24 protein-coding genes are annotated in these 26,696 nt (G+C 30.5%); 12 read left to right on the plus strand and 12 right to left on the minus strand.

Annotated features, from left to right (window positions below):
* Position 1: 1 nt before the first annotated feature.
* A complete protein-coding gene (locus INR78_RS12740; RefSeq protein ID WP_223076816.1) occupies positions 2-2,416 on the minus strand; it encodes a YfhO family protein in 2,415 nt (804 codons plus the stop codon).
* A 30-nt stretch (positions 2,417-2,446) separates the two neighbouring features.
* Positions 2,447-2,698: a DUF4834 family protein gene (locus INR78_RS12745; protein WP_223076817.1), complete on the minus strand. Its 252-nt coding sequence runs from the start codon at positions 2,696-2,698 to the stop codon at positions 2,447-2,449.
* 111 nt (positions 2,699-2,809) lie between these two features.
* Between INR78_RS12745 and INR78_RS12750 the strand changes: the two genes are divergently transcribed.
* A complete protein-coding gene (locus INR78_RS12750) occupies positions 2,810-3,859 on the plus strand; it encodes a transporter (RefSeq protein ID WP_223076818.1) in 1,050 nt (349 codons plus the stop codon).
* 16 nt (positions 3,860-3,875) lie between these two features.
* Positions 3,876-4,994, plus strand: coding sequence for a GTP cyclohydrolase (locus tag INR78_RS12755; RefSeq protein WP_223076819.1), 1,119 nt, complete (start codon positions 3,876-3,878; stop codon positions 4,992-4,994).
* A 59-nt stretch (positions 4,995-5,053) separates the two neighbouring features.
* Here INR78_RS12755 and INR78_RS12760 read toward each other — a convergent pair whose 3' ends face one another.
* From INR78_RS12760 to INR78_RS12770, 3 genes are all read right to left on the minus strand, one after another.
* The gene (locus INR78_RS12760) at positions 5,054-6,313 is read right to left on the minus strand and encodes an aminotransferase class I/II-fold pyridoxal phosphate-dependent enzyme (protein ID WP_027878909.1); all 1,260 of its coding nucleotides are present in this window, start codon (positions 6,311-6,313) and stop codon (positions 5,054-5,056) included.
* A 170-nt stretch (positions 6,314-6,483) separates the two neighbouring features.
* Positions 6,484-7,524 carry a PLP-dependent cysteine synthase family protein gene (locus tag INR78_RS12765; RefSeq protein ID WP_027878908.1) on the minus strand — a complete coding sequence of 347 codons (1,041 nt, stop codon included), beginning with the start codon at positions 7,522-7,524 and terminating at the stop codon, positions 6,484-6,486.
* A gap of 73 nt (positions 7,525-7,597) precedes the next feature.
* Complete coding sequence (locus INR78_RS12770) at positions 7,598-9,667, minus strand: S9 family peptidase (protein WP_223076820.1); 2,070 nt, start codon at positions 9,665-9,667, stop codon at positions 7,598-7,600.
* Between the two features lie 136 nt (positions 9,668-9,803).
* Between INR78_RS12770 and INR78_RS12775 the strand changes: the two genes are divergently transcribed.
* A complete protein-coding gene (locus INR78_RS12775; protein ID WP_106677936.1) occupies positions 9,804-10,127 on the plus strand; it encodes a YbaB/EbfC family nucleoid-associated protein in 324 nt (107 codons plus the stop codon).
* A 58-nt stretch (positions 10,128-10,185) separates the two neighbouring features.
* On the opposite strand, the gene INR78_RS13690 is transcribed toward INR78_RS12775, so the two are convergent.
* Complete coding sequence (locus INR78_RS13690; protein ID WP_223076821.1) at positions 10,186-11,865, minus strand: OmpA family protein; 1,680 nt, start codon at positions 11,863-11,865, stop codon at positions 10,186-10,188.
* Between the two features lie 186 nt (positions 11,866-12,051).
* Positions 12,052-13,071, minus strand: a complete 1,020-nt coding sequence (locus INR78_RS12785) for a low specificity L-threonine aldolase (RefSeq protein ID WP_223076822.1) — start codon at positions 13,069-13,071, stop codon at positions 12,052-12,054.
* 94 nt (positions 13,072-13,165) lie between these two features.
* Here INR78_RS12785 and prfB point away from each other — a divergent pair.
* The 4 genes from prfB to INR78_RS12805 all read left to right on the plus strand — a co-directional run bounded on the left by prfB (position 13,166) and on the right by INR78_RS12805 (position 17,684).
* Positions 13,166-14,276, plus strand: a protein-coding gene (gene prfB / locus INR78_RS12790; RefSeq protein ID WP_223076823.1) for a peptide chain release factor 2 whose coding sequence is annotated in 2 segments (ribosomal slippage) — positions 13,166-13,228 and positions 13,230-14,276 — 1,110 coding nt in all. Because the reading frame shifts where the segments join, the coding sequence is not laid out codon by codon here.
* An 8-nt stretch (positions 14,277-14,284) separates the two neighbouring features.
* A complete protein-coding gene (gene arsC / locus INR78_RS12795) occupies positions 14,285-14,626 on the plus strand; it encodes an arsenate reductase (glutaredoxin) (protein ID WP_223076824.1) in 342 nt (113 codons plus the stop codon).
* A gap of 75 nt (positions 14,627-14,701) precedes the next feature.
* Complete coding sequence (locus tag INR78_RS12800) at positions 14,702-15,064, plus strand: ArsC/Spx/MgsR family protein (RefSeq protein ID WP_223076825.1); 363 nt, start codon at positions 14,702-14,704, stop codon at positions 15,062-15,064.
* 100 nt (positions 15,065-15,164) lie between these two features.
* Positions 15,165-17,684, plus strand: coding sequence for a TonB-dependent receptor domain-containing protein (locus INR78_RS12805; RefSeq protein WP_223076826.1), 2,520 nt, complete (start codon positions 15,165-15,167; stop codon positions 17,682-17,684).
* Positions 17,685-18,053: 369 nt separating this feature from the next.
* On the opposite strand, the gene INR78_RS12810 is transcribed toward INR78_RS12805, so the two are convergent.
* A complete protein-coding gene (locus INR78_RS12810) occupies positions 18,054-18,230 on the minus strand; it encodes a hypothetical protein (RefSeq protein ID WP_027878899.1) in 177 nt (58 codons plus the stop codon).
* A gap of 168 nt (positions 18,231-18,398) precedes the next feature.
* Entirely contained in the window at positions 18,399-19,538 is a 1,140-nt protein-coding gene (locus INR78_RS12815) for a hypothetical protein (RefSeq protein WP_223076827.1), read from the minus strand.
* Between the two features lie 193 nt (positions 19,539-19,731).
* On the opposite strand from INR78_RS12815, the gene fumC reads away from it, so the two are divergent.
* Positions 19,732-21,129, plus strand: coding sequence for a class II fumarate hydratase (gene fumC / locus INR78_RS12820; protein WP_223076828.1), 1,398 nt, complete (start codon positions 19,732-19,734; stop codon positions 21,127-21,129).
* Positions 21,130-21,272: 143 nt separating this feature from the next.
* Here the strand turns inward: fumC and INR78_RS12825 are convergent, their stop codons facing one another.
* Positions 21,273-21,863, minus strand: coding sequence for a Crp/Fnr family transcriptional regulator (locus tag INR78_RS12825; protein WP_223076829.1), 591 nt, complete (start codon positions 21,861-21,863; stop codon positions 21,273-21,275).
* Positions 21,864-22,045: 182 nt separating this feature from the next.
* Between INR78_RS12825 and hutI the strand changes: the two genes are divergently transcribed.
* The gene (gene hutI / locus INR78_RS12830) at positions 22,046-23,284 is read left to right on the plus strand and encodes an imidazolonepropionase (protein ID WP_223076830.1); all 1,239 of its coding nucleotides are present in this window, start codon (positions 22,046-22,048) and stop codon (positions 23,282-23,284) included.
* 68 nt (positions 23,285-23,352) lie between these two features.
* Here the strand turns inward: hutI and INR78_RS12835 are convergent, their stop codons facing one another.
* On the minus strand, positions 23,353-24,237 hold the full coding sequence (locus INR78_RS12835; RefSeq protein WP_027878894.1) for a hypothetical protein: 885 nt from the start codon (positions 24,235-24,237) through the stop codon (positions 23,353-23,355).
* Between the two features lie 100 nt (positions 24,238-24,337).
* Between INR78_RS12835 and INR78_RS12840 the strand changes: the two genes are divergently transcribed.
* Genes INR78_RS12840 through INR78_RS12850 form a run of 3 tightly spaced genes read left to right on the plus strand, consistent with a single transcriptional unit; the run spans position 24,338 to position 26,122 of the window.
* Positions 24,338-25,366 carry a formimidoylglutamase gene (locus INR78_RS12840; RefSeq protein WP_223076831.1) on the plus strand — a complete coding sequence of 343 codons (1,029 nt, stop codon included), beginning with the start codon at positions 24,338-24,340 and terminating at the stop codon, positions 25,364-25,366.
* Complete coding sequence (locus INR78_RS12845; RefSeq protein WP_223076832.1) at positions 25,359-25,649, plus strand: hypothetical protein; 291 nt, start codon at positions 25,359-25,361, stop codon at positions 25,647-25,649. Before INR78_RS12840 ends, INR78_RS12845 begins: the two co-directional genes overlap by 8 nt.
* Positions 25,649-26,122, plus strand: a complete 474-nt coding sequence (locus INR78_RS12850; RefSeq protein ID WP_223076833.1) for a GNAT family N-acetyltransferase — start codon at positions 25,649-25,651, stop codon at positions 26,120-26,122. Before INR78_RS12845 ends, INR78_RS12850 begins: the two co-directional genes overlap by 1 nt.
* Here INR78_RS12850 and INR78_RS12855 read toward each other — a convergent pair.
* Positions 26,109-26,633, minus strand: a complete 525-nt coding sequence (locus INR78_RS12855) for a hypothetical protein (protein WP_223076834.1) — start codon at positions 26,631-26,633, stop codon at positions 26,109-26,111. The genes INR78_RS12850 and INR78_RS12855 overlap by 14 nt on opposite strands.
* Between the last annotated feature and the right edge of the window lie 63 nt (positions 26,634-26,696).

The following is a 26,696-nucleotide window of genomic DNA, read 5'->3' on the forward strand; positions in this document are numbered from 1 at the left end:
ACTATTCTGGTTTGTTAGTTTTAAACAGATAAAATAATCCTCCTATAATTAAAAGGAATAATATTACTGAACTTGTTAAAGCAATCTGACTACCACTTTTAACTACTTTTGGCTCAAATTTAAATTCAACGGTGTGTTTGCCTTTAGGAATTTGAAGGCCTCTTAGCGCATAATTGACTTTGTAATGTGGTTTTAAATTTCCATCGATATAAGCATTCCAACCATTAGCGTAATACATTTCTGAAAATACTGCAAAACCTTCGTTTGAATTATTTGAACTGTATTTAATGTAGTTAGGTTTATACGTTTCCACTTTTATAGATGCTGTAGAATCTACTTTGAAAGTTTTTGCTTTAAGATCTGTTATACTAAAAACAGCTACATTTTTATTATCTAAACTATCTAATATTTTTATTTCTTGATCTGCATTATTGACTTTTTTAAGTTGTTTTACAAACCATGCATTGCCATTAGCGTCATTATTTAGATATGGGAAAGGCTCTCCGTTTTCACCTTGTCCAATAATATACTTAGCATTAAGCATATTAAGAACATTAATGTTATTTTTTGATAGGTAAAATTCGTATAAATCTTGATAACGATTCGGTTTTGCAGCGTGATAACCACCTAAAGCGTTATGGAAATAACTTGCTTTTGCGCCACCAGAAGTTAAATCATACACTCTATAATTAGAATCGTCTTTTAGGATTTGTAAATCGGCTTTATTAGCTTGATATGGACGTTCCATTTTAATTTTCGACACAAAATCGTCATTATTAACATAACGTCTATCAACACTTACTAAGTCTACTACAATTAGAACAGCAAACGCAAGAATAACTTTAGTTTCGTTTACTTTTTTCTTTAAGAATAAATAAATAATTTCTGCGGAAAGTAACACGAAAATTAACGTTCTAAACGTATCCATTGTTAAGAAGCTTGCTCTGTCTTCGCGTAAAGCATCTACAAATTCTTGACCGTAATTTTGACGATAATAACCGTCGTTACCACCAACAAAATCAAATACTCCAAATAGTTTTCCTAACAAAATTAGTACTGCAAATCCTGCAGTTATCATTGTTGTTTTCTTTAGTGCGTTTAGCTTTTCTTCATCAGAAGTATTATCAAATAATTTTTTTATTGCAATTATTGCCAAAATAGGAATACACAATTCTAAAATAACTTGAATTGAACTTACTGCTCTAAATTTATTGTATAACGGTACAAAGTTTATAAAAAAGTCGGTTAGAAATTCTAGGTTCTTTCCGTAGGATAAAAGAAGTGATAAAACTGTGCCTCCAACAAGCCACCATTTTAGGCGACCTTTTACTAAAAACAATCCTAATACAAATAGAAAAATCACAACTGCACCAATATATGCTGGTGCTTCTACTATGGTTTGATCGCCCCAATATGTTGGTGTACTTTTTGCATATTCTTTAGCTTCTACAGGAGAAACGCCTCTATCTGTAAAAAACTTATACATTGCAGAGTTTTCGCCGACATCTTCACCGCTTCCGCCACCATAAAATCTTGGAATAAATAGATTAAAACTTTCAATTATACCGTAACTATATTCTGTGATGTACTCTTTACTTAAACCGTTTGTGTTTTCTCGATTTGTACCGTCTGGATTAATGGTTAATTCAGATTTTCCGCGTGTACTTTCATTAACATATTCTTTTGTGGCTAAAATATTTGTAGCGTTAAGACCTATAGACAAAATTACAGCTAAAACTAAAATACCAATAGACTTAAAGTAGTGCGGTAATTCTTGTTTTTTATAAGCATCTATTAAATATACTATCCCTAAAATTATGACTAGCAATAGTAAATAATAGGTCATTTGATAGTGATTTGCAACAAGCTCTAATCCCATTGCAACAGCTGTTAGTAAAAAACCAGCGATATATTTTTTTCTGAAGGTGAGGATAATACCGCTTAACACTAAAGGCATATAAGCAATAGCATGTGCTTTACTATTATGACCAACGCCGAGTATAATGATAAGATAAGTTGAAAACCCAAACGCTAACGCGCCTAATCCAGCCAATTTCCAGTCTACTTTTAGCACTAAAAGCAGAATATAAAAACCTAAAAAGTAAAGAAATAAGTAATCTGCTGGTCTAGGCAAAAAGCGTAATGATAAATCTAATTTTTTGATATAATTATTTGGGTATTTTGCTCCTAATTGATAGGTTGGCATACCGCCAAATGCACTATTGGTCCAATAAGTTTCTTTACCAGTTTCTGCTTTAAAATCTTTTTGCTGTTTTGCCATACCTTGGTAATGGACAATATCACTTTGGAAAATGGTTTTGCCTTGCAAAACAGGATTAAAATATAACAAGGCGCAAACAATAAAACCTACCAGCACTATTACGTGTGGCAACAACTTTTTAAAAGAAAATGGCATAAATAATTATAAATTCAATGAGGTTGAAAATTAGTCAATTTCTTCGTAATCTACATATTCACCTACATTTTTATTTGAAGATTTATTTTCTGGCATTTTGTCTATCGTCACTTCACCTTCTTTATTAATTGGTTGTTGACGTTGTTGATTAAATGCACCACCAAAACGTTCTTCAGCTTTTTTGGCAGCGTATTTAAATAAGACAGGCGCTAAAATTCTTGATAGGATTTTAAATCCGTAGTAAATTAATAATATTATTAAAATGGTTCTTAATAAACCCATAATTCAAATTTTATTCTATAATTACAAAAATACAATTCTCTAATTTTAATTTCGTTATTTAATAGCTAAAAAAAATATAAAATCTCTATATTTGACTTTAAACAAATAGCTATGCTTAACCCAAAATTCTATTGTAAATACATATTATTTTTCTTCAGTATTTCAGCATTTTCTCAGTATACAGAAGTTATAAACTCTAATAGACCTGGCGAGTCTAAAAGCGCTTTTGCTGTTGGTGTAAATGTTGGTCAGATTGAAGCTGGACCTTATACTGTAAACGAAAAACATACACCTTTAAAGAATGAAGCTAAAGGTTTTGGAATTGACTTTGCGTTACGCTACGGTTTACTTTGGGAAGAGTTAGAAATTAATCTAGAAGGAACTTATCAAAACGATACTTTTACAGATAACAGATCTTCACTTTCTCCAAATGAAACAAACCGATCTAACTTTAGAAATTTTGCTTTAGGAGCCAAGTATTTAGTCTATGATCCTTATAAAAACAAAGAAGAAGAAAAACCTAATTTATATAGTTATCATGCTAATAGAAAATTTAAGTGGAGTAATTTAATTCCTGCGGTAGCTGTTTACGGTGGCGTTAATCTAGATGCAAAAGACAATATTTACGTTCCTTATTCTAACCCATTTACAAGTCCTGCTTATGAAGGTGGCGTTAATTTTAAAGCTATGGTTGCTACGCAAAATAACTTTAGTAGCGGTTGGGTATTTGTCACTAACTTTTCTATGGAAAGATTAGGCACAGATTTTTCTAGCTTTCAATATATTTTAACACTAACAAAAGCTCTAAACGAAAAATTTGTTCTATTTGGAGAAACTCAAGGTATTAGTGGAGATTATTATGCCGATAATTTATTTAGATTTGGTGGAGCTTACCTTTTCGGAAAAGATTTTCAGTTAGATACAGCACTTACATTTAATACTAAAGATACACCTTCTGTATTTAGTTTAAACTTTGGTGCATCTTACAGGCTTGATTTTCATAAAGATCCTCAAGTAGACAATGGTACTAATGTGATGGATGAATACGAAAGAAAAGCTAACAGAAACAGAAATAAGAAAAAGAAAAAAGGTGATGACAATAATGCTGACGATGGAAAACGCAAGAAAGAAACACAAGTCATCAATTTTGACGACGAATAATCCTATTTTATAATCTATGATAACCATTAAAGAAGTAAAATCTAAAGCAGATTATAAAGCTTTTGTAAAGTTTCCTTTTAAAATCTATAACGATTGTAAGTATTGGATTCCGCCAATAATAAGTCAAGAACTAGAGGTTTTTAACACTGAAAAAAACCCTGTGTTTAATGATGCAGATGCAACATTATTATTAGCTTACAAAGATGGTAAAATAGTTGGTCGTGTAGCTGCGATTATTAATTGGTTAGAAGTAAACAAACAAGGCGATAAAAAAATGCGCTTTGGCTGGTTTGATTTTATTGATGACTTAGAGGTTAGTAAAGCATTAATAGAAGAAGTAATCAAGATAGGAAAGAACAATAATTTAGAGTTTGTTGAAGGTCCTGTAGGTTTCTCTAACTTAGATAAAGTTGGTGTTTTAACTGAAGGGTTTGATTATCCTAACGATATGATAACATGGTACAACTATTCTTATTACCAAAAACATTATGAAGCACTTGGCTTTATTATTGAAAAAACCTACATAGAAAGCACCTTTAAATTTAGTAATGTAAATCCTGAAGCTTTTAGTAAAATTCAAGATTTAGTTAAAAGACGTTACAAATTAAAACCACTTAATTTTACTAAGACTAAAGAGATAATGCCTTACGTAGATAAGATGTTTGACTTGTTTAACCTAACTTATTCTAAACTATCTTCTTTTGTTGAAATTACTGATATTCAAAAAGAATATTTTAAGAAAAAATACATCAACTTTATCAATCCAGAATACATCAAATTTGTTGTAGATCAAGAAAATAATCTAGTAGCTTTTGCTATTGTTATGCCTAGGTTTACTGAAGCATTAAAAGAGATGAATGGTAAATTATTTCCTTTTGGATTTTTAAAACTTTTAAAAGCTAAAAAACAAAGTAAGAGCGTAAATTTTTATTTAATTGGTGTACATCCTGATTATCAAAACAAAGGTGTACACGGTATTATTTTTAACGAATACTACCCTATCTTTAAAGAAAAGGGTATAGAAGATTGTTACCGCACGCCAGAATTAGAAAACAATGAAGCTATACATAAAATCTGGAAAAACTTTGATCCAAAAATTATAAAAAAACGAAGCACTTACCGAAAAACATTATAGATAAAAAAATCCGATTTAAATATTTAAATCGGATTTTTTGTTTTGTATGTAAGGGGAAATTATTCGCCCATTGCTTTTATTAATGCGGCAGACATACGCTTGTAAGTACCATTTACAAGACGTTCTCTAATTGCATCAAAAGCATCTAATGTTTCATTTACATCTTCTAAAGTATGAGTCGCAGTAGGAATCATTCGTAATAAGATTAATCCTTTTGGTATTACTGGATAAACAACTATAGAACAGAAAATACCATAATTTTCTCTTAAATCTTTAACTAACGCCATAGCTTCTGGAATACTTCCGTTAAGATACACAGGAGTTACACAACTTTGTGTAGTACCTATATCAAAACCACGCTCTTTTAACCCAGATTGTAAAGCGTCTACAATTTTCCATAAGTTTTGTTTTAACTCAGGCATTGTACGTAACATATCTAAACGCTTTAAAGCTCCTTCTACTAATTGCATTTGTAGAGACTTTGCAAACATTTGAGAACGTAAATTATATTTTAAATAATCTATAATCTCTTGATCTGCTGCAATAAATGCTCCTGTACTAGCCATAGATTTTGCAAAAGTTGCAAAATACACATCAATATCGTCTTGTACACCTTGCTCTTCTCCTGCTCCAGCTCCTGTTGCCCCTAATGTTCCAAATCCATGAGCATCATCTACAAATAATCTAAAGTTGAATTTTTCTTTTAACGCTACAATTTCTTTTAAACGTCCTTGCTCACCACGCATACCAAAAACACCTTCAGAAATCACTAAGATTCCTCCACCTGTTTGCTCTGCCATTTTTGTAGCACGTTCTAAGTTTTTTTCTAAACTTTCTATATCATTATGCTTGTAAGTAAATCGCTTACCATGATGTAATCTAACTCCATCTATTATACATGCGTGTGCATCTACATCATAAACAATAATATCGTCTTTAGATACTAACGCATCTACTGTAGATACCATTCCTTGGTAACCAAAATTTAATAAATAAGCCGCTTCTTTGTTAACAAATTCTGCTAATTCATTTTGAAGTTTTTCGTGTAAATCTGTGTGCCCAGACATCATACGTGCTCCCATAGGATAAGCAGAACCATATTTTGCTGCTGCTTCTGCATCTACCTTTCTTACTTCTGGGTGATTTGCCAAACCTAAGTAATCGTTGATACTCCAAGTAATTACTTCTTTACCTTGAAATTTCATACGATTAGAAATTTGTCCTTCTAATTTTGGAAATACAAAGTAACCTTCTGCTTGCGACGCCCATTTTCCTAACGGTCCTTTGTCTTTGTATATTTTCTCAAATAAGTCTTTCATCTTTAAATGATTATTAAGCCTATGGCTTAAGCTATTAGTATTTAGTTAGATTGGGCAAAATTAGGCAATTTTACTATTCTTGCATAATAAATTGTCAATCTGTTATTAACAAAAAAGTTAACCAAAATGAATTTTCATTATGGCTAACTTTAATTTTATATTTTTAAACGTTACTTAACGTATTGAATGCTTTGTGCTGCTGCTTCATTTTGACTATCAAAAAAGCCTTGATCGTTCATCCATTTATCACTATAAACCTTACTCATGTATCTTGAACCATGATCCGGAAAGATAACTACTACCTTGTCTGTTGGTTTAAAGTAGTCCTCTTCGTTTAGTTGCTTTAAGGCTTGCATTGCTGCTCCAGAAGTATATCCTACAAATAAACCTTCTGTTAATGCTATTTCTCTTGCTGTATGTGCACTTTCTTCGTCTGTAACTTTAACAAACTTATCAATAACATCAAAATCTGTAGCTGTAGGTATTAAATTTTTACCTAAACCTTCAATACGATATGGATAGATTTCATCTTTGTCAAATTCACGTGTTTCATGGTATTTTTTTAATACTGAACCGTAAGCATCTACACCAATAATTTTGATGTTTGGATTTTGTTCTTTTAAGTATTTTGCTGTACCAGAAATTGTTCCTCCTGTACCACTACAAGCTACTAAATGAGTAATTTGACCTTCTGTTTGGTTCCAAATTTCTGGTCCTGTAGAATTGTAATGTGCGTCTAAATTTAGTTGATTAAAATATTGGTTAATGTAAACCGATCCTTTAATCTCGCTATGTAATCGTTTAGCTACTTCATAATAACTTCTTGGGTCATCTGCGCTTACGTTTGCTGGACAAACATATACTTTTGCACCCATAGTTTTAAGCATGTCTATTTTATCTGCTGAAGACTTAGAACTTACTGCTAAAATACAATCGTAACCTTTAATAACACTTACCATTGCTAAACTAAATCCTGTGTTACCAGAAGTAGTTTCTATGATGGTGTCACCTGGTTTGATTATACCTTGCTTTTCTGCTTGTTCAATAATGTATAATGCTATTCGATCTTTTGAAGAATGACCTGGGTTAAAAGCTTCTACCTTAGCATGGTAGTTTCCTTTAAACTCAGTCGCCATTTTGTTTAGTTTTATTAGCGGCGTATTACCTATTAGATCTAATGCGCTATTAAAAACTTGTTTACTTTGTTCCATAAATGCTGTTTAAAAGCTACTTATTTTTTGGTTTTAATTACTAAAACCTGACAAAAATAAGCATTTTTTTTTATTAATCGGTAATTCCTTCTAAATAGAATAAAAAAGCATATTCTAAGGCAACTTCTTTTAAAGCTTCAAATCTACCTGATGCGCCACCATGTCCTGCATCCATGTCTGTTTTTAACAATAACAAATTATTGTCTGTTTTTAATTCTCTTAATTTTGCTACCCATTTAGCTGGTTCCCAATACTGTACTTGAGAATCATGAAGTCCTGTAGTGACTAATAAATTAGGATATTCTTTTTCTTCTACATTATCATACGGTGAATAGGATTTCATGTAATGATAATAATCTTTATTGTTAGGGTTACCCCATTCGTCATACTCTCCTGTGGTTAATGGAATAGTGTCATCTAACATAGTTGTTACCACATCTACAAAAGGCACTGCTGCAATAACACCTTTATATAATTCTGGGGTTAAGTTTATTACTGCTCCCATTAATAATCCTCCTGCACTTCCTCCCATTGCGTATAAATGCTCTGAAGATGTATATTTTTTTTCAATTAAATATTTTGAACAATCTATAAAATCTGTAAACGTGTTCATTTTTTTTAGAAGTTTTCCATCTTCATACCATGGTCTTCCTAAGTATTCGCTACCTCTAATATGAGCTATTACATATATAAAACCTCTATCTAACAGACTTAATCTTATTGTGGAAAAATAAGGATCTATTGTAGAGCCGTAACTTCCATAAGCATATTGAAGCAAAGGATTTGTTCCATCTAATTTGATACCTTTTTTATAAACAACAGACATTGGTATTTTTTTTCCGTCTCTGGCTGTCGCCCAAATCCTTTCGGAAGTGTAATTGTTTTTATCAAAACTTTTATCTAATACCTCTTGTTCCTTTTTAATTTCTTTAGTTTTAGTCTTAAAATTATAGTCTATTACAGAACTTGGTTGTGTTAATGCATTAAATGTATACCTTAAAATATCACTATTAAAATCTGGGTTATTACCTATGCTTGCTGTATAAGTTTCGCTTTCAAAATCAAGATAGTAATCTTCTTTTTTATCCCAACTTATTATACGTAAGTGGTTTAATCCATTTTTACGCTCGTTAACTACTAAATAATTTTTAAAAATTTCAATGTCTTCGACTAAGACGTCTTCTCTGTGAGGTATTACATCTACCCAATTTTCTTTTGTTGTAGCTGTTTCTAATGTTTTTTGAACTTTAAAATTAGTCGCTCCATCTTTATTGGTTATTATGTAAAAGCTATCATCATAATGAGCTATAGAGTATTCTAGGTTTCGTTCTCTAGATTGAAACACCTTAAAGTCGCCTTCAGGGTTATTAGCTGGTAGTATTTGATATTCTGAAGTTTGTGTACTAGAGCTTCCAATAATTAAGTATTTTCTTGATTTAGACTTGTAAACATAGGTATGAAAGGTTTCATCTTCTTCAATAAAAACCAATCTATCATCTTCAACCTTTTCTCCTATTTTATGACTGAAAATTTTATCCGACCTTAAAGTAACTTCATCTTTTTTAGCATAGAAAATAGTTTTATTATCACTAGCCCAAGTAGAACTACCTGTAGTATTTTCAATAGTATCATCTAAAATCTCTCCAGTAATTAAATTTTTAATTTTTATGGTATATTGTCTACGACTAACAGTATCTATTGAAAATGATACTAACGTATTATCTTCACTTACAGAAAAACCACCTAACTTAAAGTATGAATAGCCTTTAGCCATTTGGTTACAATCAAACAAAATTTCTTCTTTTGCTTCTAAAGTTTCCTTTTTTCTAGTGTAAATTGGGTAATCTTTTCCTTGCTCAAATTTGGTGATATACCAGTATCCATTAAATTTATATGGTACACTTTGGTCATCTTCTTTTATTCGAGATTTCATCTCTTCAAAAAGAGATTTCTGAAAACTTTCTGTAGATTTTAATACTGCATTGGTATAATCATTTTCTGCGTTCAAGTATTCTAAAACGTCTTTATCTTCTCTTTGATTAAGCCAATAATAATTATCTACTCTTACATCATTATGTATGGTAAGCTCTTTTTTTATTTTTTTTGCTTTTGGAGCTATTAATTCAGAATTAAAATCTGTCATTTTAAGTTCTTTTTTTTAGGAAAAAGCAAATGTAAAGTTAAATAACAAAACAGCTAAATCATTTAATGAATAATTGAGTTGAAATTTATCTATTGAAATTAATAAATTTGCAGTTATAATTTAAAAACTAATAAAGATGTTTGGAGACCTAATGGGAATGATGGGTAAGCTTAAAGAAACCCAAAAAAAAGTTGAAGAAACTAAAAAGCGTTTAAATACTGTTTTAGTTGATGAAAAAAGTAATGACAACCTATTGCAAGTCACATTAACAGCCAATAGAGAGATAAAATCTATTAACATTGATGATGCATTACTAAAAGACAAAGAACAATTAGAAGACTATTTAATTTTAACTTTAAATAAAGCTATTACTAAAGCTACAGAAGTACATGAAACAGAAGTAGCAGCTGTTGCTAAAGATGGCATGCCAAATATACCTGGCATGGACATGTTTAAATAAAAGTATAAACAAAAAAAGGAAGCCAAATGGCTTCCTTTTTTATTATGTCCTTCTACTCTTATTTAGAGTTGATAACTCTAAACTGAGTACGTCTGTTTGCTAAGTGTTCTCTTTCTGTACAAGATACACCATCAGAACATCTGTTAGTTAATCTTGACTCACCATAACCGTTAGAAGTAATTCTTGAAGAATTAATTCCTTTAGAAATTAAATAATTAGTTACAGCTTGTGCTCTTCTTTCTGATAATAATCTGTTAGATTCTTTAGATCCTCTTGAGTCTGTATGAGAAGCAATCTCTACAGATACACCATCTGCTAGTACTGGTAATAATTTAGCATCTATTTCTGCTTTTGCTGCAGGTGTTAAAGTTGCAGAACCTAAATTCCAGTTTATGTTAAGGTCATTATATTCTACTAACTTACAGTCAACTTCTTTCCAAGTTGTTAAACCTCCTTTAGTTTGTAAAACTTCTTTTGTAACTGTTTTATTAACAGCAGGTACAACAGATTCTTCTACTCTAGCATCTGAAGCTAAAACAGTTTTCTTGATTGTAGAACGTTTCTCAGCTATATCTATAGTTCTTGTAGTTGGAGGTGTAGACATAACCACACGCTTCATTGTTTGAGTAACTTCTGGAATGGTAACTACACGAGTTGTTTCTGGAGTAATGATTTTTTTCTTAACTGTTTTTGTAACAGCAGGAATATCAATAACTCTTGTTGTAGGAGGAGTTACCATTACAACACGCTCCATAGTTTTAGTTACTGCAGGCACTTCGATAACTCTTGTCGTTGGAGGAGTAACCATTACTGTTTTCTTAACTGTTTTTGTAACAGCAGGAATATCAATAACTCTTGTTGTTGCAGGAGTTTCTATAACTTTTTGAGTATAAGTAGCCATACCACAATCATCTGCTCCACCGTTAGAGTTATCACATCCTGGAGTTGTTATTACAGAAGCATCAGAAGCTAATTCAGTAGTATTTATTGTAATGTTTTGTGCTGGTACACTTTTATAACACCAGTATCTACAATCGTTAGGATCACTTGATTGGCACTCTGCAGCTGGTGTATCGCTCATTTCCCACTTTGCAGTTGCAGGTTTAACCTCTATAACTTGGTAACTAGAAGTAAATTTAGCTGGTACAACTTTTAAAGTGTTACCAAATTCTCTTTTCTTATATGTAATAGTTTGTGTTCCCCAAACAGCAGGAATTACTTCTAATTTTTGACTTGCAGATTGAACAACTACTGTTTCTTCTCTTGTTTCGTATTTAGCAGGAATAACCTCTAAACGCTGTGTTGCTGGTTGAGTTACTACTTCAAAAGTACGAGTTTCGTAAACAGCTGGAACTACCTCTAATCTTTGGCTAGCTTCTTGCACAACAACTGTTTCCTCTTCGTAAGAAACTGATGATGGTATGATTTCTAATTTTTGACTTGCCTCTTGTACTACTACATCAAAATTTTGAGTTTCGTACTTTGCTGGAACTACTGATAATTCTGTTCCTGCTTTTTGCACAATAACTTCTTCTGTTACCGTGTTGTAACTAGCTGGCACAACAGATAGCTTTTTATAAGCTGGTGCCACTTGTACTGTTACATCTTGGTTTACCCATACATCTGGAGTAACACAACGAACGTAACATTTTCCTGGTTCAGGATTTGTTGGTAAGTCTTGTGCAAATACTGCTGTACAGGCTACAAAAGACAAAATCGTTAGTAATACTTTTTTCATTTTTTGTTAATTTAAGTTTATAAATAGATTAATAAAAGACTATAAATTAGCATCTTACAACTAATTTCAGACAAAAAAAGCACTATTCAAACTTATTTTAACATTAACTGTTAAGAAAAACCAAAAAATCGATAAAATGCATAAAAAAACGACATAAACAACTTTTAAATTATATTAAATTTATTTTTAAAAAAGTGACTTAACTACATTTTCTAACATATCAACTTCATTATCAGTAATTTCCAAATGTGTTACCATTCTTAGTTTGTTATTTCCCATATTGGTAATAAGAATTTTATTGTCAGAAAGCGATTTCAAAAACTTTTCGCTTGTTTCTTCATACAATTCAAAAATAACGATGTTTGTTTCTACTGACTCTACATTTTTAACGTAATTAGATTGTTGTAATAATTCTGCTATATACTTTGCTTTTTTATGGTCTTCGGCTAATCTTTCAATATTATTATCTAAAGCATATAAACCTGCAGCTGCAAGAAAACCAACCTGTCGCATTCCGCCTCCTAATATCTTTCTAATTCGTATTGCATTTTCCATAATTGCTTTATCACCTACTAAAACGGATCCAACAGGACAACCTAAACCTTTACTTAAGCAAACAGATATGGTATCAAAAGCTTTACCGTATTGTTCTGTAGTTTCTTCTTTTGCTACTAAAGCATTCCATAATCTTGCACCATCTAAATGAAATCCTAAGTTATGTGTTTTACAAAGTGATTTTATTTTTAATATTTCGTCAAAATCCCAACATGCGCCGCCACCTTTGTTTGTGGTATTTTCAATTTCGACTAATCTGGTTAACGGACTATGATAAAAATCTGGTGGATTTATTGCTTCTTCAACCTGTTTTGCAGTAAACATTCCTCGATTACCATCTATTAATTTACAAGACACGCCACTATTAAAAGATGCGCCACCACCTTCATAATTAAAAATATGAGCATATTTATCGCAAATTACTTGGTCGCCAGGATTGGTGTGTAACTTAATAGCTGTTTGATTAGCCATAGTCCCGCTAGGAAAAAACAAAGCTTTTTCTTTTCCAAAAAGATTAGCTATTTTTTCTTCTAAAGCGTTAACTGTTTCATCTTCATCATACACATCATCTCCAACTTTAGCCTGCATCATTGCCTCAAGCATTTTTGGTGTTGGTTTAGTTACCGTATCACTTCTTAAATCTATAATCATTAGTATATTTTTTAGAGATAAAACTATAAATATTGTTTTAATAAATTTTAGAATCTTGCTAATAATTTTATTTTTGTTTCAAACAATATATTATATGATTACAACAGATCAAATTAAAGATCTTAACAAACGCCTTAATGCTTTAAGGCAATATCTTTGACTTAGACGCAAAGAGAATAGAGCTTCGTAACGAAGAAGAAAAAACATTTGACCCGAATTTTTGGAACGATTCTAAAGCTGCAGAACAAATCATGAAATCCATTAGAGAAAAGAAAAAATGGATAGAAGATTATAATACTGCCAAAACTTTTGTAGAAGACTTAGAAGTTATTTATGAGTTTTTTAAAGAAGAGGAAGCTAGCTTAGAAGATGTAGAATCTAGGTTTGAAAAAGCTGAAACTGCTATAGAAAATCTTGAATTTAAAAACATGCTTTCTGAAGAAGGTGATAGCCTAAGCGCTGTTTTACAAATTACAGCTGGTGCTGGCGGTACAGAAAGCTGCGATTGGGCAAGTATGCTTATGCGTATGTATTTAATGTATGCTGAAAAAAATGGTTTTAAGGTAAAAGAACTTAACTTTCAAGAAGGTGATGTTGCAGGTATAAAAACAGTGACTTTAGAAATTGAAGGCGACTTTGCTTTTGGATGGTTAAAAGGCGAAAACGGTGTACATAGATTAGTAAGAATTTCGCCATTTGATAGTAACGCAAAACGACATACAAGTTTTGCTTCTGTTTATGTTTATCCTTTGGTTGATGATACTATTGAAATCGAAATTAATCCAGCAGATATTGAAATTACCACCGCTAGATCAAGTGGAGCCGGAGGACAAAATGTAAATAAAGTTGAAACTAAAGTGCAGTTAACACACAAACCTACTGGAATTCAAATTTCATGTTCCGAAACACGATCTCAACACGATAACCGTGCTCGTGCCCTACAAATGCTAAAATCTCAGCTTTATGAAATTGAACTTCAAAAACAAATGGCACAACGTGATGATATTGAAGCTGGTAAAATGAAAATTGAATGGGGAAGCCAAATACGTAATTACGTTATGCATCCATACAAGTTAGTTAAAGACGTACGCTCTGGTCACGAAACTGGTAATGTAGACGCTGTAATGGATGGTCATATAGAACCATTTTTAAAGTCTTATTTAATGATGATGGGACAACAAACCGAAGACAATAATAACCTCTAAAAATTAATATGATTAAAATATATCACAACCCAAGATGTAGAAAATCTAGAGAAGGATTACAAATTCTTGAAGAATCAGGTAAAGATTTTGAAATTGTAAAATATTTAGAAAATACGCCTACAAAAGAAGAACTTTCTGACATCATAAAACTACTAGGTATTAAACCAATTGACCTAGTTAGAAAAAATGAATCTATTTGGAAAGAAAACTACAAAAACAAACAATTATCTGACAATGAAACAATTACAGCAATGATTGAAAACCCTAAGTTAATAGAACGACCAATTGTTGTAAATAAAAATAAAGCTATTGTTGGAAGACCACCTGAAAATATTAAAAAAATTATTTAAATTGTATCGCTATTAATCATTAATATTTAAAATCATAAATAATTATAGAGTAATAAAATCTCCCCTTAAACAATAATGATAGTAATATATCACAACCCAGACTCTCCAAACTCAAATAAGTGTTTAGAAATTTTAGAGACAAGTAAACATGACCAAGAAGCTATTAAATATCAGGATAAACCTTTAGATAAAATAGAACTTCAAAAAATAATAAAGCTTCTTAAAATTAATCCAGAAGAACTAATTAGGAAAGAAAGTAAAGTCTGGAAAGAAAATTTTGATCACTTGCATCAAGATGATCATAAGTTTAATAACGAAGAGCTTTTGGATCTAATGGTTGAGTATCAAGAAATTATTGAAAGACCAATAATTATTAACGGAGAAAAAGCCCTAATAGGAAAACCTGCAAAACGCATCTTTAATATAATTCCAGACTAATTAACGTACGTTAACACTATCCATTTTTATTTAACAAAGCTTTAACCAAGTCTGGTTAAACCTGTAAGTATTTTTGGCGTCTTAGAACAAAAACCTAATTATGACTAAAAAAATACTAACCAGTTTTATTCTTTTATTTACAACGCTAATTTTTGCTCAGAACGAAAAAGAAATTACAGTAAAAGGTAAAATTGTAGACGCTAACACTCAAACACCATTAGAATACGCTACAATTGTATTTACTAGCACAACAGATGCAAGTGATGTTACCGGAGGAATAACAGATACCAAAGGTAATTACAACATCAAAGTAGCAGCAGGAACTTATAATATTTCATACGAATATATTGGCTTTAAAAAGCTAACAATCAATAACAAATCAATTACTAGCAATACAAACTTAGGTACCACTTCCCTATCTGTAGATGCAGAAACCTTAGATGAAATTGAAATCGTTGCCGAAAAAACTACTGTAGACATTAGACTTGATAAAAAAATCTACAACATTGGTAAAGATTTAACCACAGCTGGCGGAACTGTAAGTGACGCTTTAAATAATGTACCATCAGTTTCTGTAGATATTGAAGGTGGTATTAGTTTAAGAGGTAACGAAAATGTTAGAATTTTAATTAACGGTAAACCATCTGCACTTGCTGGTTTTGGAGACAGCAATGTGCTAAGTCAGCTTCCTGCAGAAGCAATAGAGCGTGTAGAGGTTATTACGTCGCCTTCTGCTAGATATGATGCCGAAGGTACTGCTGGTATTTTAAATATTATTCTTCGTCAAAAAGAAACTTTAGGATTTAATGGATCTATTAATTTAAATGCTGGTAACCCAGATTTAGTTGGTGTTGCTACAACATTAAACTACAGAACAGAAAAATTCAACCTATTTTCAAACATAGGTTTTAGATATTTTGATGCACCAAGAACAAGTGATAGTGACACCTATTATTTCGATTATTTAGATGAAGACGGTATTTTACAAACACCAGAATATAGACAAATTATAGAAGACCAAGATGTTACTAGACTTAATCGTAATTATAACGGTAACATTGGTATGGAATACTTCTTATCAGATAAAACCTCTTTAACAGGAAGTTTTTTCTATAGATATGGTGAAGATGCAGACTTATCTACAAATATTTCAGAACGTTATAATGGTGGTTTAGTAGAACAAACTACAAGATACGAGCGTCAAAATGAAGAAGATAACAGCTACCAATTCGCATTAAATTACATCACTAAATTTGATGATAAAGGTCATCAATTAACTGCAGATTTTCAGTATGTAATTGATAAAGAAGAGCAATTTACATTTTTAGATGAAAATTATGATTTTACCGAAGATGCCAACCCAGAACCATTTCAAAGAGAACAAATTTATCAAACAGAAGATCAAAAAGAATATTTAGTACAGGCAGATTATGTATTACCAATTGGTGAAGATTCTAGATTTGAAGCTGGTTACCGTGGTAGTTTTCAAAATGAAGTGACAGACTATCTTTTAGAACAAGAAGACATTACAGATGGATCTTTATTTGTAAACGATACTATTACAAACGTTTTTGATTATTCAGAAAACGTAAATGCACTTTACACGCAATACGGTACCAAATTAGGTAAATTCTCTTTTTTATTAGGTCTTAGATTAGAGCATACACAATTAAAAGGAAAAATTGACTCAAGATTATCTGATCAAGAATTAAACGATGCTTTTGGTTTCCCGATTGATACAGATTTTGATAAAAACTATTTAGGTTTATTCCCAACAGTAAACTTAATTTATAATCTTGCAAAAGAAGATCAAAAAGAAGAAAGCATAACACTAGGTTACAACAGACGTATAAACAGACCACGTGGTTGGTTTATCAACCCTTTTCCTACCAGATCAAGTAGAACACGAGTTTTTCAAGGTAACCCAAATCTAGACCCAGCATTTTCTAGCACTTTTGACTTAGGATATTTAAAACGTTGGGATAAATTAACATTAACCACATCTGTGTACTACCAACACGAAACAGATTCTTTTGAGCGTGTACAAGAAAACACCGGTAGTGTAACAACAGATGGTATTAATATTATTAGAACAATTCCTGTTAACTTATCTACAAACAAACGTACTGGAGCCGAACTTGGTGTGTTATACAACCCAGAAAAATGGTTACGTTTAAACTCTAGTATTAACTTCTTTCAATTTAATACAGAAGGAGAATTTAACGGTGTAGATTACAGCGCAAAAAACACAAGTTGGTTTGCTAGATTTAGTAGTAAAGTAACATTACCAGCAAAAATAGATTGGCAAACAAATGCATTTTATAGAGGTGCAAGATCTGATGCACAATCTGATACAGACGGAATTTTCTCTATGGATTTAGCTTTTAGTAAAGAAATTTTTAAAGATAAAGCTACACTATCTTTAAATGTTAGAGATGTATTTAACTCAAGAAAAAGAAACTCTGTTACAACAACAGCTACAGAACGTGTAACATCAGAGTTTCAATGGAGACAACGCCAAATTACCTTATCTATGATTTACAGATTTAATCAGAAAAAAGATCGTAATAGAGGTAGCAGAAATAATAACTATAATGGTGATGATGAATTTGAAGGATAGTTTTTCAGTTAGCAGTTAGCAAACTATAAAAAGGGTTTATTAAATTGTAATAAACCCTTTTTTATATTCTAAAATATCAATCAACTGTCATTACGAAGAATTGAGGAATCTCATAATCTTAAATAAATAGATGCTTCGCTTTCATTTCGACTGCGCTCAATGTAACAGCTCTTAGTGACATACTAAGAATTCCAATTCAAAATAGAAACATCATTTGTCATTCCGAAGAATTGAGGAATCTCATAATCTTAAATACATAGATTCTTCGCTACGCTCTGAATGACAAACAACTCTAATAAATAGCATAAAAAAAGGGAAATTTTAAAACTAATTTTAGAATTTCCCTTTTTAAATATGATTAATAAAAGCTTAAGCCTGTTGTCTTTTTGCTTTTTTCTCTTCTTTAATTTCTTTTAAACGCTCTATTAAGCTTCCTCCAATCCAATAAGGAACTACAAATGTGATTAAAAAAATCATTAACCAAAATCCTATGGTTAAGATAGTTAAAAATGCTAAAAAGCCTAAATATTGGTCAAATTCGAACATGATTACGTCTAATTACTTGTTTATTGTTACCGCAAAGATACTTATTACCTTTTTTTTAAACAACACTATCCTTAAAATTATTAACAGAGTTGTTAAGAAGTTTGGTTATTATAATATATTTTGAGAAAAATTCAGATATAAAAATAAAGCCACTTTGTGTATGTTTCACTAAAATATAAAACTTTCATTTGTTAATTGCTTTACTGGACTCTTCCCTTTCTCCCATTTAAATTTAACTATTATCTTGTTTTTTTCTCTAATAATAATTTCTGAATACCAATAGTTAGTTTTTTCTTTTTTTAAAATACTTATTGTTCTGTATATTATTTGTGCATTACCATATTTTGAATAGTAATTGTGATTTTTTTCTAAAATTCCATCTTCAATATGATTATCGGTAAAATATTCAAAAATTTCACTAAGATATTTATTAACATAAGGTCTTATTATTGGGTTTGTATAACATTTTTTATAAAACTTAAAATATTCATTATCTTTTACTTCTTGATAAAAATAATACAATTCTCTATCTCTAATTCTCTCTTCTTTTTTTAGATTTTCAATTCTTTCTTTTTCATTCTTTACTCTTCTCTCTTCACTAATTTTCAAAAGACTTACTCTTTCTTTTTCCTTTTCTTGAGCTACAATTTCTTTATAATTTTCAATTTCAAGTTGTAGAATATCCTCTAAATTTAATAAGTTATCTAAAAAATACTGCTCACTCATATCTATGTATCGATTTTTTATAGAATTAACAATTCTATAAATACCATCATTAAAATTAACAAATAGGTTTTCTGCTTTACAGTAATCAGATTCAAACCATTTTTTCAATTTAGTCTTTAAAGGATTTCTTCTTTCTGAATTAAAAGAACCCTCAAATTCAATTTTCGAGAACTTAGTTAAGTCAATAATTAAATAAGCAATAAAACCGTATTCTGAATGTGCATTAAATCTAGAATTAATTTCTTCTATATCGACAGATAAAGTATGTTGAAATTCAAGTGCAACATTTTTTACTACATTATCAATTCTATGAGTCTCACCATTTATAAATATTGAAATTTCGTAAGATTTTATTCCAAATTTTTCAACACCATAATGTGTTTCAATTTTATCATACTGCCATTCTCTGTGCCATTCACTTAATTCATTATCGTTTTTATTATTTAGCAGAATAGATTTTCTTCTTATATAGGGTTTACTTTTTCTCATAACTGAAATAAAAATTGTTCCAGAATGATTATACCAAATTCCTTTCCTAGGAATACACTCTTTATAAAATTTGACTTTAATCAGTTTTTTCATTTTTCTTTAATAGCATATAAGTTAAAGATAAAGCATTTTACAATTCTTATTATCGACTAACTACTAATTTCGACAAATTATTCAAAACCTCAAACCCAAACCCTAAAAAGTATTTATTTCTTATTAACATTCACTTAATTAAGACCTCAATTTTTTATAAATTTGTAGTCTTATTTTTATAATCAACTATACCATGGAATACAGAATAGAAAAAGATACAATGGGCGAGGTTAAAGTGCCTGCAGACAAACTTTGGGGCGCACAAACTGAACGCTCTCGTAACAATTTTAAAATTGGTGCGCCTGCATCTATGCCTTTAGAAATTGTTTACGGTTTTGCTTACCTTAAAAAAGCAGCTGCTTACACTAACTGCGAGCTTGGCGTGTTACCGGTAGAAAAACGCGACCTTATTGCTAAGGTTTGTGACGAGATTTTAGCGGGTAAACATGATGATCAGTTTCCGTTAGTGATTTGGCAAACTGGTTCTGGTACACAATCTAACATGAATGTTAACGAGGTTATCGCTAACCGTGCACATCAATTAGCTGGTAAAACTATTGGTGAAGGCGATAAAACCATCCAACCAAATGATGATGTTAACAAATCGCAATCGTCTAACGATACCTTCCCAACTGGAATGCACATTGCAGCGTACACAAAAATTGTAAAAACAACCATACCTGGTGTTAAACAATTACGTAATACTTTAAAAAAGAAATCTGAAGAGTTTAAAAACGTTGTAAAAATTGGTCGTACACACTTAATGGATGCAACGCCATTAACGTTAGGACAAGAGTTTTCTGGTTACGTATCACAATTAGATCACGGTTTAAAAGCGTTAGAAAACACGTTAGACCACTTAAAAGAATTAGCCTTAGGAGGAACAGCTGTTGGTACTGGTCTTAACACACCAAAAGGTTACGATAAACGTGTAGCAGAATATATTGCTGAATTTACAGGTTTACCATTTATAACTGCACCAAATAAGTTTGAAGCGTTAGCTGCACATGATGCAATTGTAGAAAGTCATGGCGCTTTAAAGCAAATTGCTGTGTCTTTAAATAAAATTGCTAACGATATACGTATGATGGCGTCTGGACCAAGATCTGGAATTGGCGAGATTATCATTCCTGCAAACGAGCCTGGAAGTTCTATCATGCCAGGAAAAGTAAATCCAACACAATGCGAAGCTTTAACCATGGTTTGTGCACAAGTTATGGGTAACGATGTGGCAATTACTGTTGGTGGTACACAAGGTCATTACGAACTTAACGTGTTTAAACCAGTTATGGCTGCTAATATTTTAGAGTCTGCACAATTAATTGGAGATGCTTGTGTAAGTTTTGATGTAAATTGTGCATCTGGTATAGAGCCAAACCACACTGTGATTAAAGAACTATTAAACAACTCTTTAATGTTAGTGACTGCTTTAAATACAAAAATAGGTTACTACAAAGCTGCCGAAATTGCTAACACAGCACACAAAAACGGTACTACTTTAAAAGAGGAAGCAATTAATTTAGGTTATGTAAGCGCAGAAGATTATGACGAATGGGTAAAACCAGAAGACATGGTTGGAAGTCTTAAATAATAACTTTATATACTTTAAAAAAGGAAACCGTTAAAAATTAACTTTTTAACGGTTTTTTTGTGTGTGAGTTAGTTATTAATATGTGTGTAGTATTATAACAATACAATTATACTTAAAACATCAAGTTTATGCATTAACATATGTTAATGGTTTAACTTATTTCTTATTCTGCTTAATTGCACAGGTGTAATACTTAAATAAGTTGCTATTTGATATTGAGGTATTAAATTATCAATATTTGGTATTTGTTTCCTTAAACTCAAATAACGCTCTGTAGCATTCATACTTAAAAGCTCTTTATGTCTTACATCGTTTTGACATATTACATTTTCTAAATAACTAAAATGAAACTTTAATATATCAGGATGTTGTTCTCTTAAATTAATGTATTCGTTATAATTTGTAACTATCACAGTACATTTTGTTAATGTTGCATAATAACAATCTGCCGGTATTTGTTTAATAATAGCATTAAAAGAAGTAAAAATATCTAAAGGTTTATATATTGCTTTTGTAAATTCTTTACCTTTTTCATTTACAAAATAAGACCTACAATACCCATCAATAATAACATAAATGCTGTTAGGTATATCACCAACATTTTCTAAAATGGTTCCAGCTTTAAGCTCTTTAACTTCTGTTATTTCTTTTAAAAGGTGCAAAGACTCATAAGAAATATCATAAAAATCACTTACATTATCTTTAAATGCTTGTATTAAGTCAGGTGTTATCATTTGCTACTTTAAGGGATATTTGATTAAATTAGTTAATCTTGACATAGTACAAAAAAGTTTTCGAAAAATTTGACTTAGATTTAAATATTCGACAAACTGCATTATTATTGAAAAGAACGAATATTTCAATTATAAATTTTTCTTAAAATATCTATCTTTGAATTTCATCTAAAAACAACTATATGTCCATATTAATTACCAACATAAAATCATTACTTCAAGTTAGAGAAAATTGTCCATCCTTTATTGCAGGAAAAGACATGAAAACGCTTCCTACAATAGAAAATGCATATCTCTTAATAGAAAATGATACCATTGTAAGTTATGGACCAATGGAAGAAACATCTTCCATAGAAGCAGAAACCACTATTGATGCAACTGGTAAATTTGTGCTACCTACGTGGTGCGATTCTCATACGCACATTGTTTACGCTGGTAATCGTGAATTAGAGTTTGTAGACCGTATTAATGGGTTGACTTACGAAGAAATTGCCAATCGTGGTGGCGGAATATTAAACAGCGCTAAAACACTTCAAAACACTTCTGAAGAAGAGCTTTACAACCAATCTATACAACGAGTTAAAACCGTTATGGAGTTGGGTACAGGCGCATTAGAAATTAAATCTGGTTACGGATTAACACCTGAAGCAGAACTTAAAATGCTTCGCGTAATTAAACGCATAAAAAAGGAATTTCCTGTAAAAGTAAGAGCTACATTTTTAGGAGCTCATGCGCTTCCACTACATTATAAAAATAATAAGCAAGGTTATTTAGATGAAATTATAAATGAAATGCTACCGCAAATTAATAAAGAGCAATTAGCAGACTACATTGATATTTTTTGCGAAAAAGGATATTTTGATTTAGATGATACTAAACAAATCATAGAAGCTGGTAAAAAACATCATATGCCTTCAAAAATACACGTAAATCAATTTAATACGTTTGGTGGCGTAGCGTTAGCTGTAGAAAATAATGCTTTAAGCGTAGATCATTTAGAAGAAATGAATGATGAAGACATTGAAGTTTTAAAAGGTAGTAATACCATACCAGTTGCGTTACCGTCTTGCTCCTACTTTTTAAGTATTCCGTATACTCCTGCAAGAAAAATGATTGATGCAGGTTTACCTTTAGCTTTAGCTACAGATTATAATCCTGGATCTACACCAAGTGGTAATATGAATTTTGTCGTAAGTACAGCTTGCATTAAAATGAAAATGACACCAGAAGAAGCTATTAATGCAGCAACCATTAATGGTGCTTACGCTATGGGTATAGACAAACAATACGGAAGTATCACCAGAGGTAAAAAAGCAAATGTAATAATCACTAAACAAATACCTAGCTACTATTATTTACCGTATTCTTTTGGAGAAAATAATATAGAAACTGTAATTATTAACGGTCAAATTATTGCATAAAAAAAAGCCCAAAATTAACGTGGGCTTTTTAGTGGAATAATTAACAATATCTACATTGTTACTGAATATTATTTAAGGGTAAATTCAGAGCTAGATACCAATTCGTTTCCGTTAAATACGTTTACTTGATAGCGACCATCTTCAAAATCGTCGTCTGTATTATTACTTACAAACTCACATATATCTAAGTTTCCATTTTCGTAATTAAACTTACTAATAACACTATAATTTAAAGTTTGCTCTCCAAAGGTTACTTGTTGATTTGCTCCTAAAATATTGTTTTTTGGATCAATAACTTGCACGTATAACTCCTTATCTCCAGATTGTACTAACTTGTTTTTAGCAACAGTATAGCATACTCTAATTTTATCTACACGTCTAGCTCTTTCCATAGGCACTAACTTACCATTATTACGCACTAAAACACCATATCCTTTAAGATTTACTGTATTTAAAACAGCTGCATTTTCCATAACTTCAGCTAATGCTGTATTTTGTATCATTAAAGAGTCATTAAACATTGCTCTTTCTTCAAGTTGTACTTTTGTACTATCTAAAGTGGTTGCAAGCTGCATATTCTCTACTTTTAAACGGTCATTTTCTGTTAATAAAACATCCATTTCTTCTTGTAATGCAAGATACTTTTGTTTGTACCTCCATAAACTTTTTACGTTAGTTTCTGCAGTTTGTAAAGAATCTATAAGACCTTGTATTCTTTCTCTTGCATCTACTAAATTTTGATTAGTCACTTCGTTTTCGCTTAATGCCAAGTCGTACTTAGACTTCATTGCATTTAAGTTAGCTAATACATCATTTTTTTCTGTTTTTAATTGCTGCTCTGTTTCTTGTTTTTCACTATATAAAGATCCAGTATAAACAGCTGTACCAATAAATAACACTAAAGCTATACCTAATGCTACTTTTAATCCTGTGCTTGCAGTGTTGTTTGCCATAATATTTAATTTTTTTTAAGGGTGAAACGTTAATTCTTTTTTTTGGATAAACTTTGATTTAAAAACCTTAATTTTATTCTACAAAACTTATAAAAAGCAAATGGAAAAACTAATTTTATTAGAAAAATTAGAAGTAAACAATTTACTTAATACTCGTGATGGAGAAATAAAATTTGGTGAACAAATCAAGTTATTATCCAACGTTTCTAATATATACGACGCAATTAAATCTTTAGACGTTGACTACGTTATTTTTGGTTTACCAGAAGATGTTGGTGTATTCGCAAACCTAGGAAATACTGGCACTTACAACGCTTGGAATGCCACAATTAAAGTTTTGTTAAATATACAAAGTAACCCTTTTACAGCAGCTAATAGAGTTTTGATATTAGGACATTTAGATTTTACTGAAGAGTTAGAACAACTATCAAAACTTAAGCAAAACGACAAAAAACATATACAAAGTGCAAGAAAATTGGTTACCGAAATTGATAAACACGTTACAGACTTAGTTTGTACAATTATTAGCGCTGGTAAAACACCTATTGCTATTGGTGGCGGACACAATAATGCTTACGGAATGATTAAAGGCACATCTTTAGGCTTAAAAAAACCGATTAATACAATTAATTTTGATGCGCATACCGATTTTAGGGCTTTAGAAGGAAGACATAGCGGAAATGGTTTTAGCTACGCATACAACGAAGGTTTTTTAAAAAAGTATTTTATTTTTGGTTTACATGAAAACTACACCTCTACTCCAATTTTCGAGAATTTAGACACTGATAAAAAACTAGACTACATAACCTATGAAGACATAGAAGTAAGACAAAAAACATCATTTAAAAACGCTTTAAAACGAGGTAAGGATCATATTTGTAAAAATGAATTTGGTATCGAAATAGATTGCGATGCTATCATTAATATACCTAGTAGTGCAAAAACACCAAGTGGATTTAGCGTTAAAAAAACAAGACAATTTTTACATTATTTTGCAAAACGAAAACATGTAAAATATTTGCATATTTGCGAAGCTGCACCAACAAAAAAGACAGCTAATCAAGTAGGAAAATTAATTACTTACTTAATAACCGATTTTATTAAAGCTAAAAATACCAAAAATGAATAAACTAAAAATTGAATATATAAGATTAGCTTTAGCTTTTTTAGTTTTTGTTTATATAGTCACTCATTTATTTTTATACATAAATCGTATTGATTCACAATGGTTTCAAGCGTTAGCAGAATTATTTACTATACCTAGTTTAGTTTTAATTATCGCAATTCCTATTTGGATGATTATTGATTTGGTAAAAAAAAATATTGTAGATAAATCAATTCTTAATTTAACCTTTTTCATTTCGTTTATAAGTTTACTACTTTTTGGATTTACCTTTATATATTTAAATTAATGACTGGAACAATTAATATTATACCATTTAATAAACTTTACAGTAAAGATTTTTATAAACTTAATAAAGAATGGTTAGAAACCTATTTTTACGTAGAACCTTTAGATGAAGACGTTTTAAGTCAACCTGAAAAGTATATTGTTAACAAAGGTGGTTACATCTTTTTTGCAAAATTAAACGATACTATAGTTGGTACCTATGCATTTATGCCTTTAAAAGATAAAGAAGGTTTTGAGCTTACAAAAATGGCTGTTTTACCTGAAATGCGAGGTCAAAAAATTGGACAAAAACTATTAAACCATGCTATAAATTTTGCTAAAGAAAATAAGTTTAAAAACTTATTACTTTATTCTAACAGATCTTTAGAAAATGCCATTTATTTGTACAAAAAAAATGGTTTTAAAGAAGTAAAACTAGAACAAAATACACCTTACAAAAGAGCAGATATTAAAATGGAATTTAAAATGAATTAATTTCATTTAAAAACTTGTCTAAATAACTGCAATAATCATTGTTATTAACGCATAATACAGTTAAGGTTTCAATAATTAATGTTTGCGTTTGTAAATGTTTTGGATTGATTTTATATGCTAATTTAAACTCAGAAAAAGCACCTTTATAATCTTTAGAATACAGTCGATTTATACCTGATTCTAATAAAAAATCAAACGCAATTTCATCTTCTTTTTTATCTAACTTTTGCTTAGCTGTAGTTATAGTTTTTGAATGTTTTAAAAACTGATTAACCATAGAAAATGAAATTGGTGTAACAATCAATAAGATTATTAATGCAATTAAAGCAACTTTTTTAGATGAAGATTTAGAATGCTGAAGCTTAAATTTTCTTTTATAAACTGGAACAGCTGTAAAAGACGGTTTTCTTTCAACAGAAAAAGGTTTACGAGGTTTCATATTATAAACCAACTTAACATTCCAAAACCCATGTATCCCATAATCTGCTTTAGTTATAAGTCTGAAAATCAAAATAATTGTTACAAAAAAAGCACTCTACTTTTAGAGTGCTTTTTCAATTAAAACTAACAAATT

The sequence above is a fragment of the Mesoflavibacter sp. SCSIO 43206 genome (assembly GCF_019904215.1).
Taxonomy (GTDB): domain Bacteria; phylum Bacteroidota; class Bacteroidia; order Flavobacteriales; family Flavobacteriaceae; genus Mesoflavibacter; species Mesoflavibacter zeaxanthinifaciens.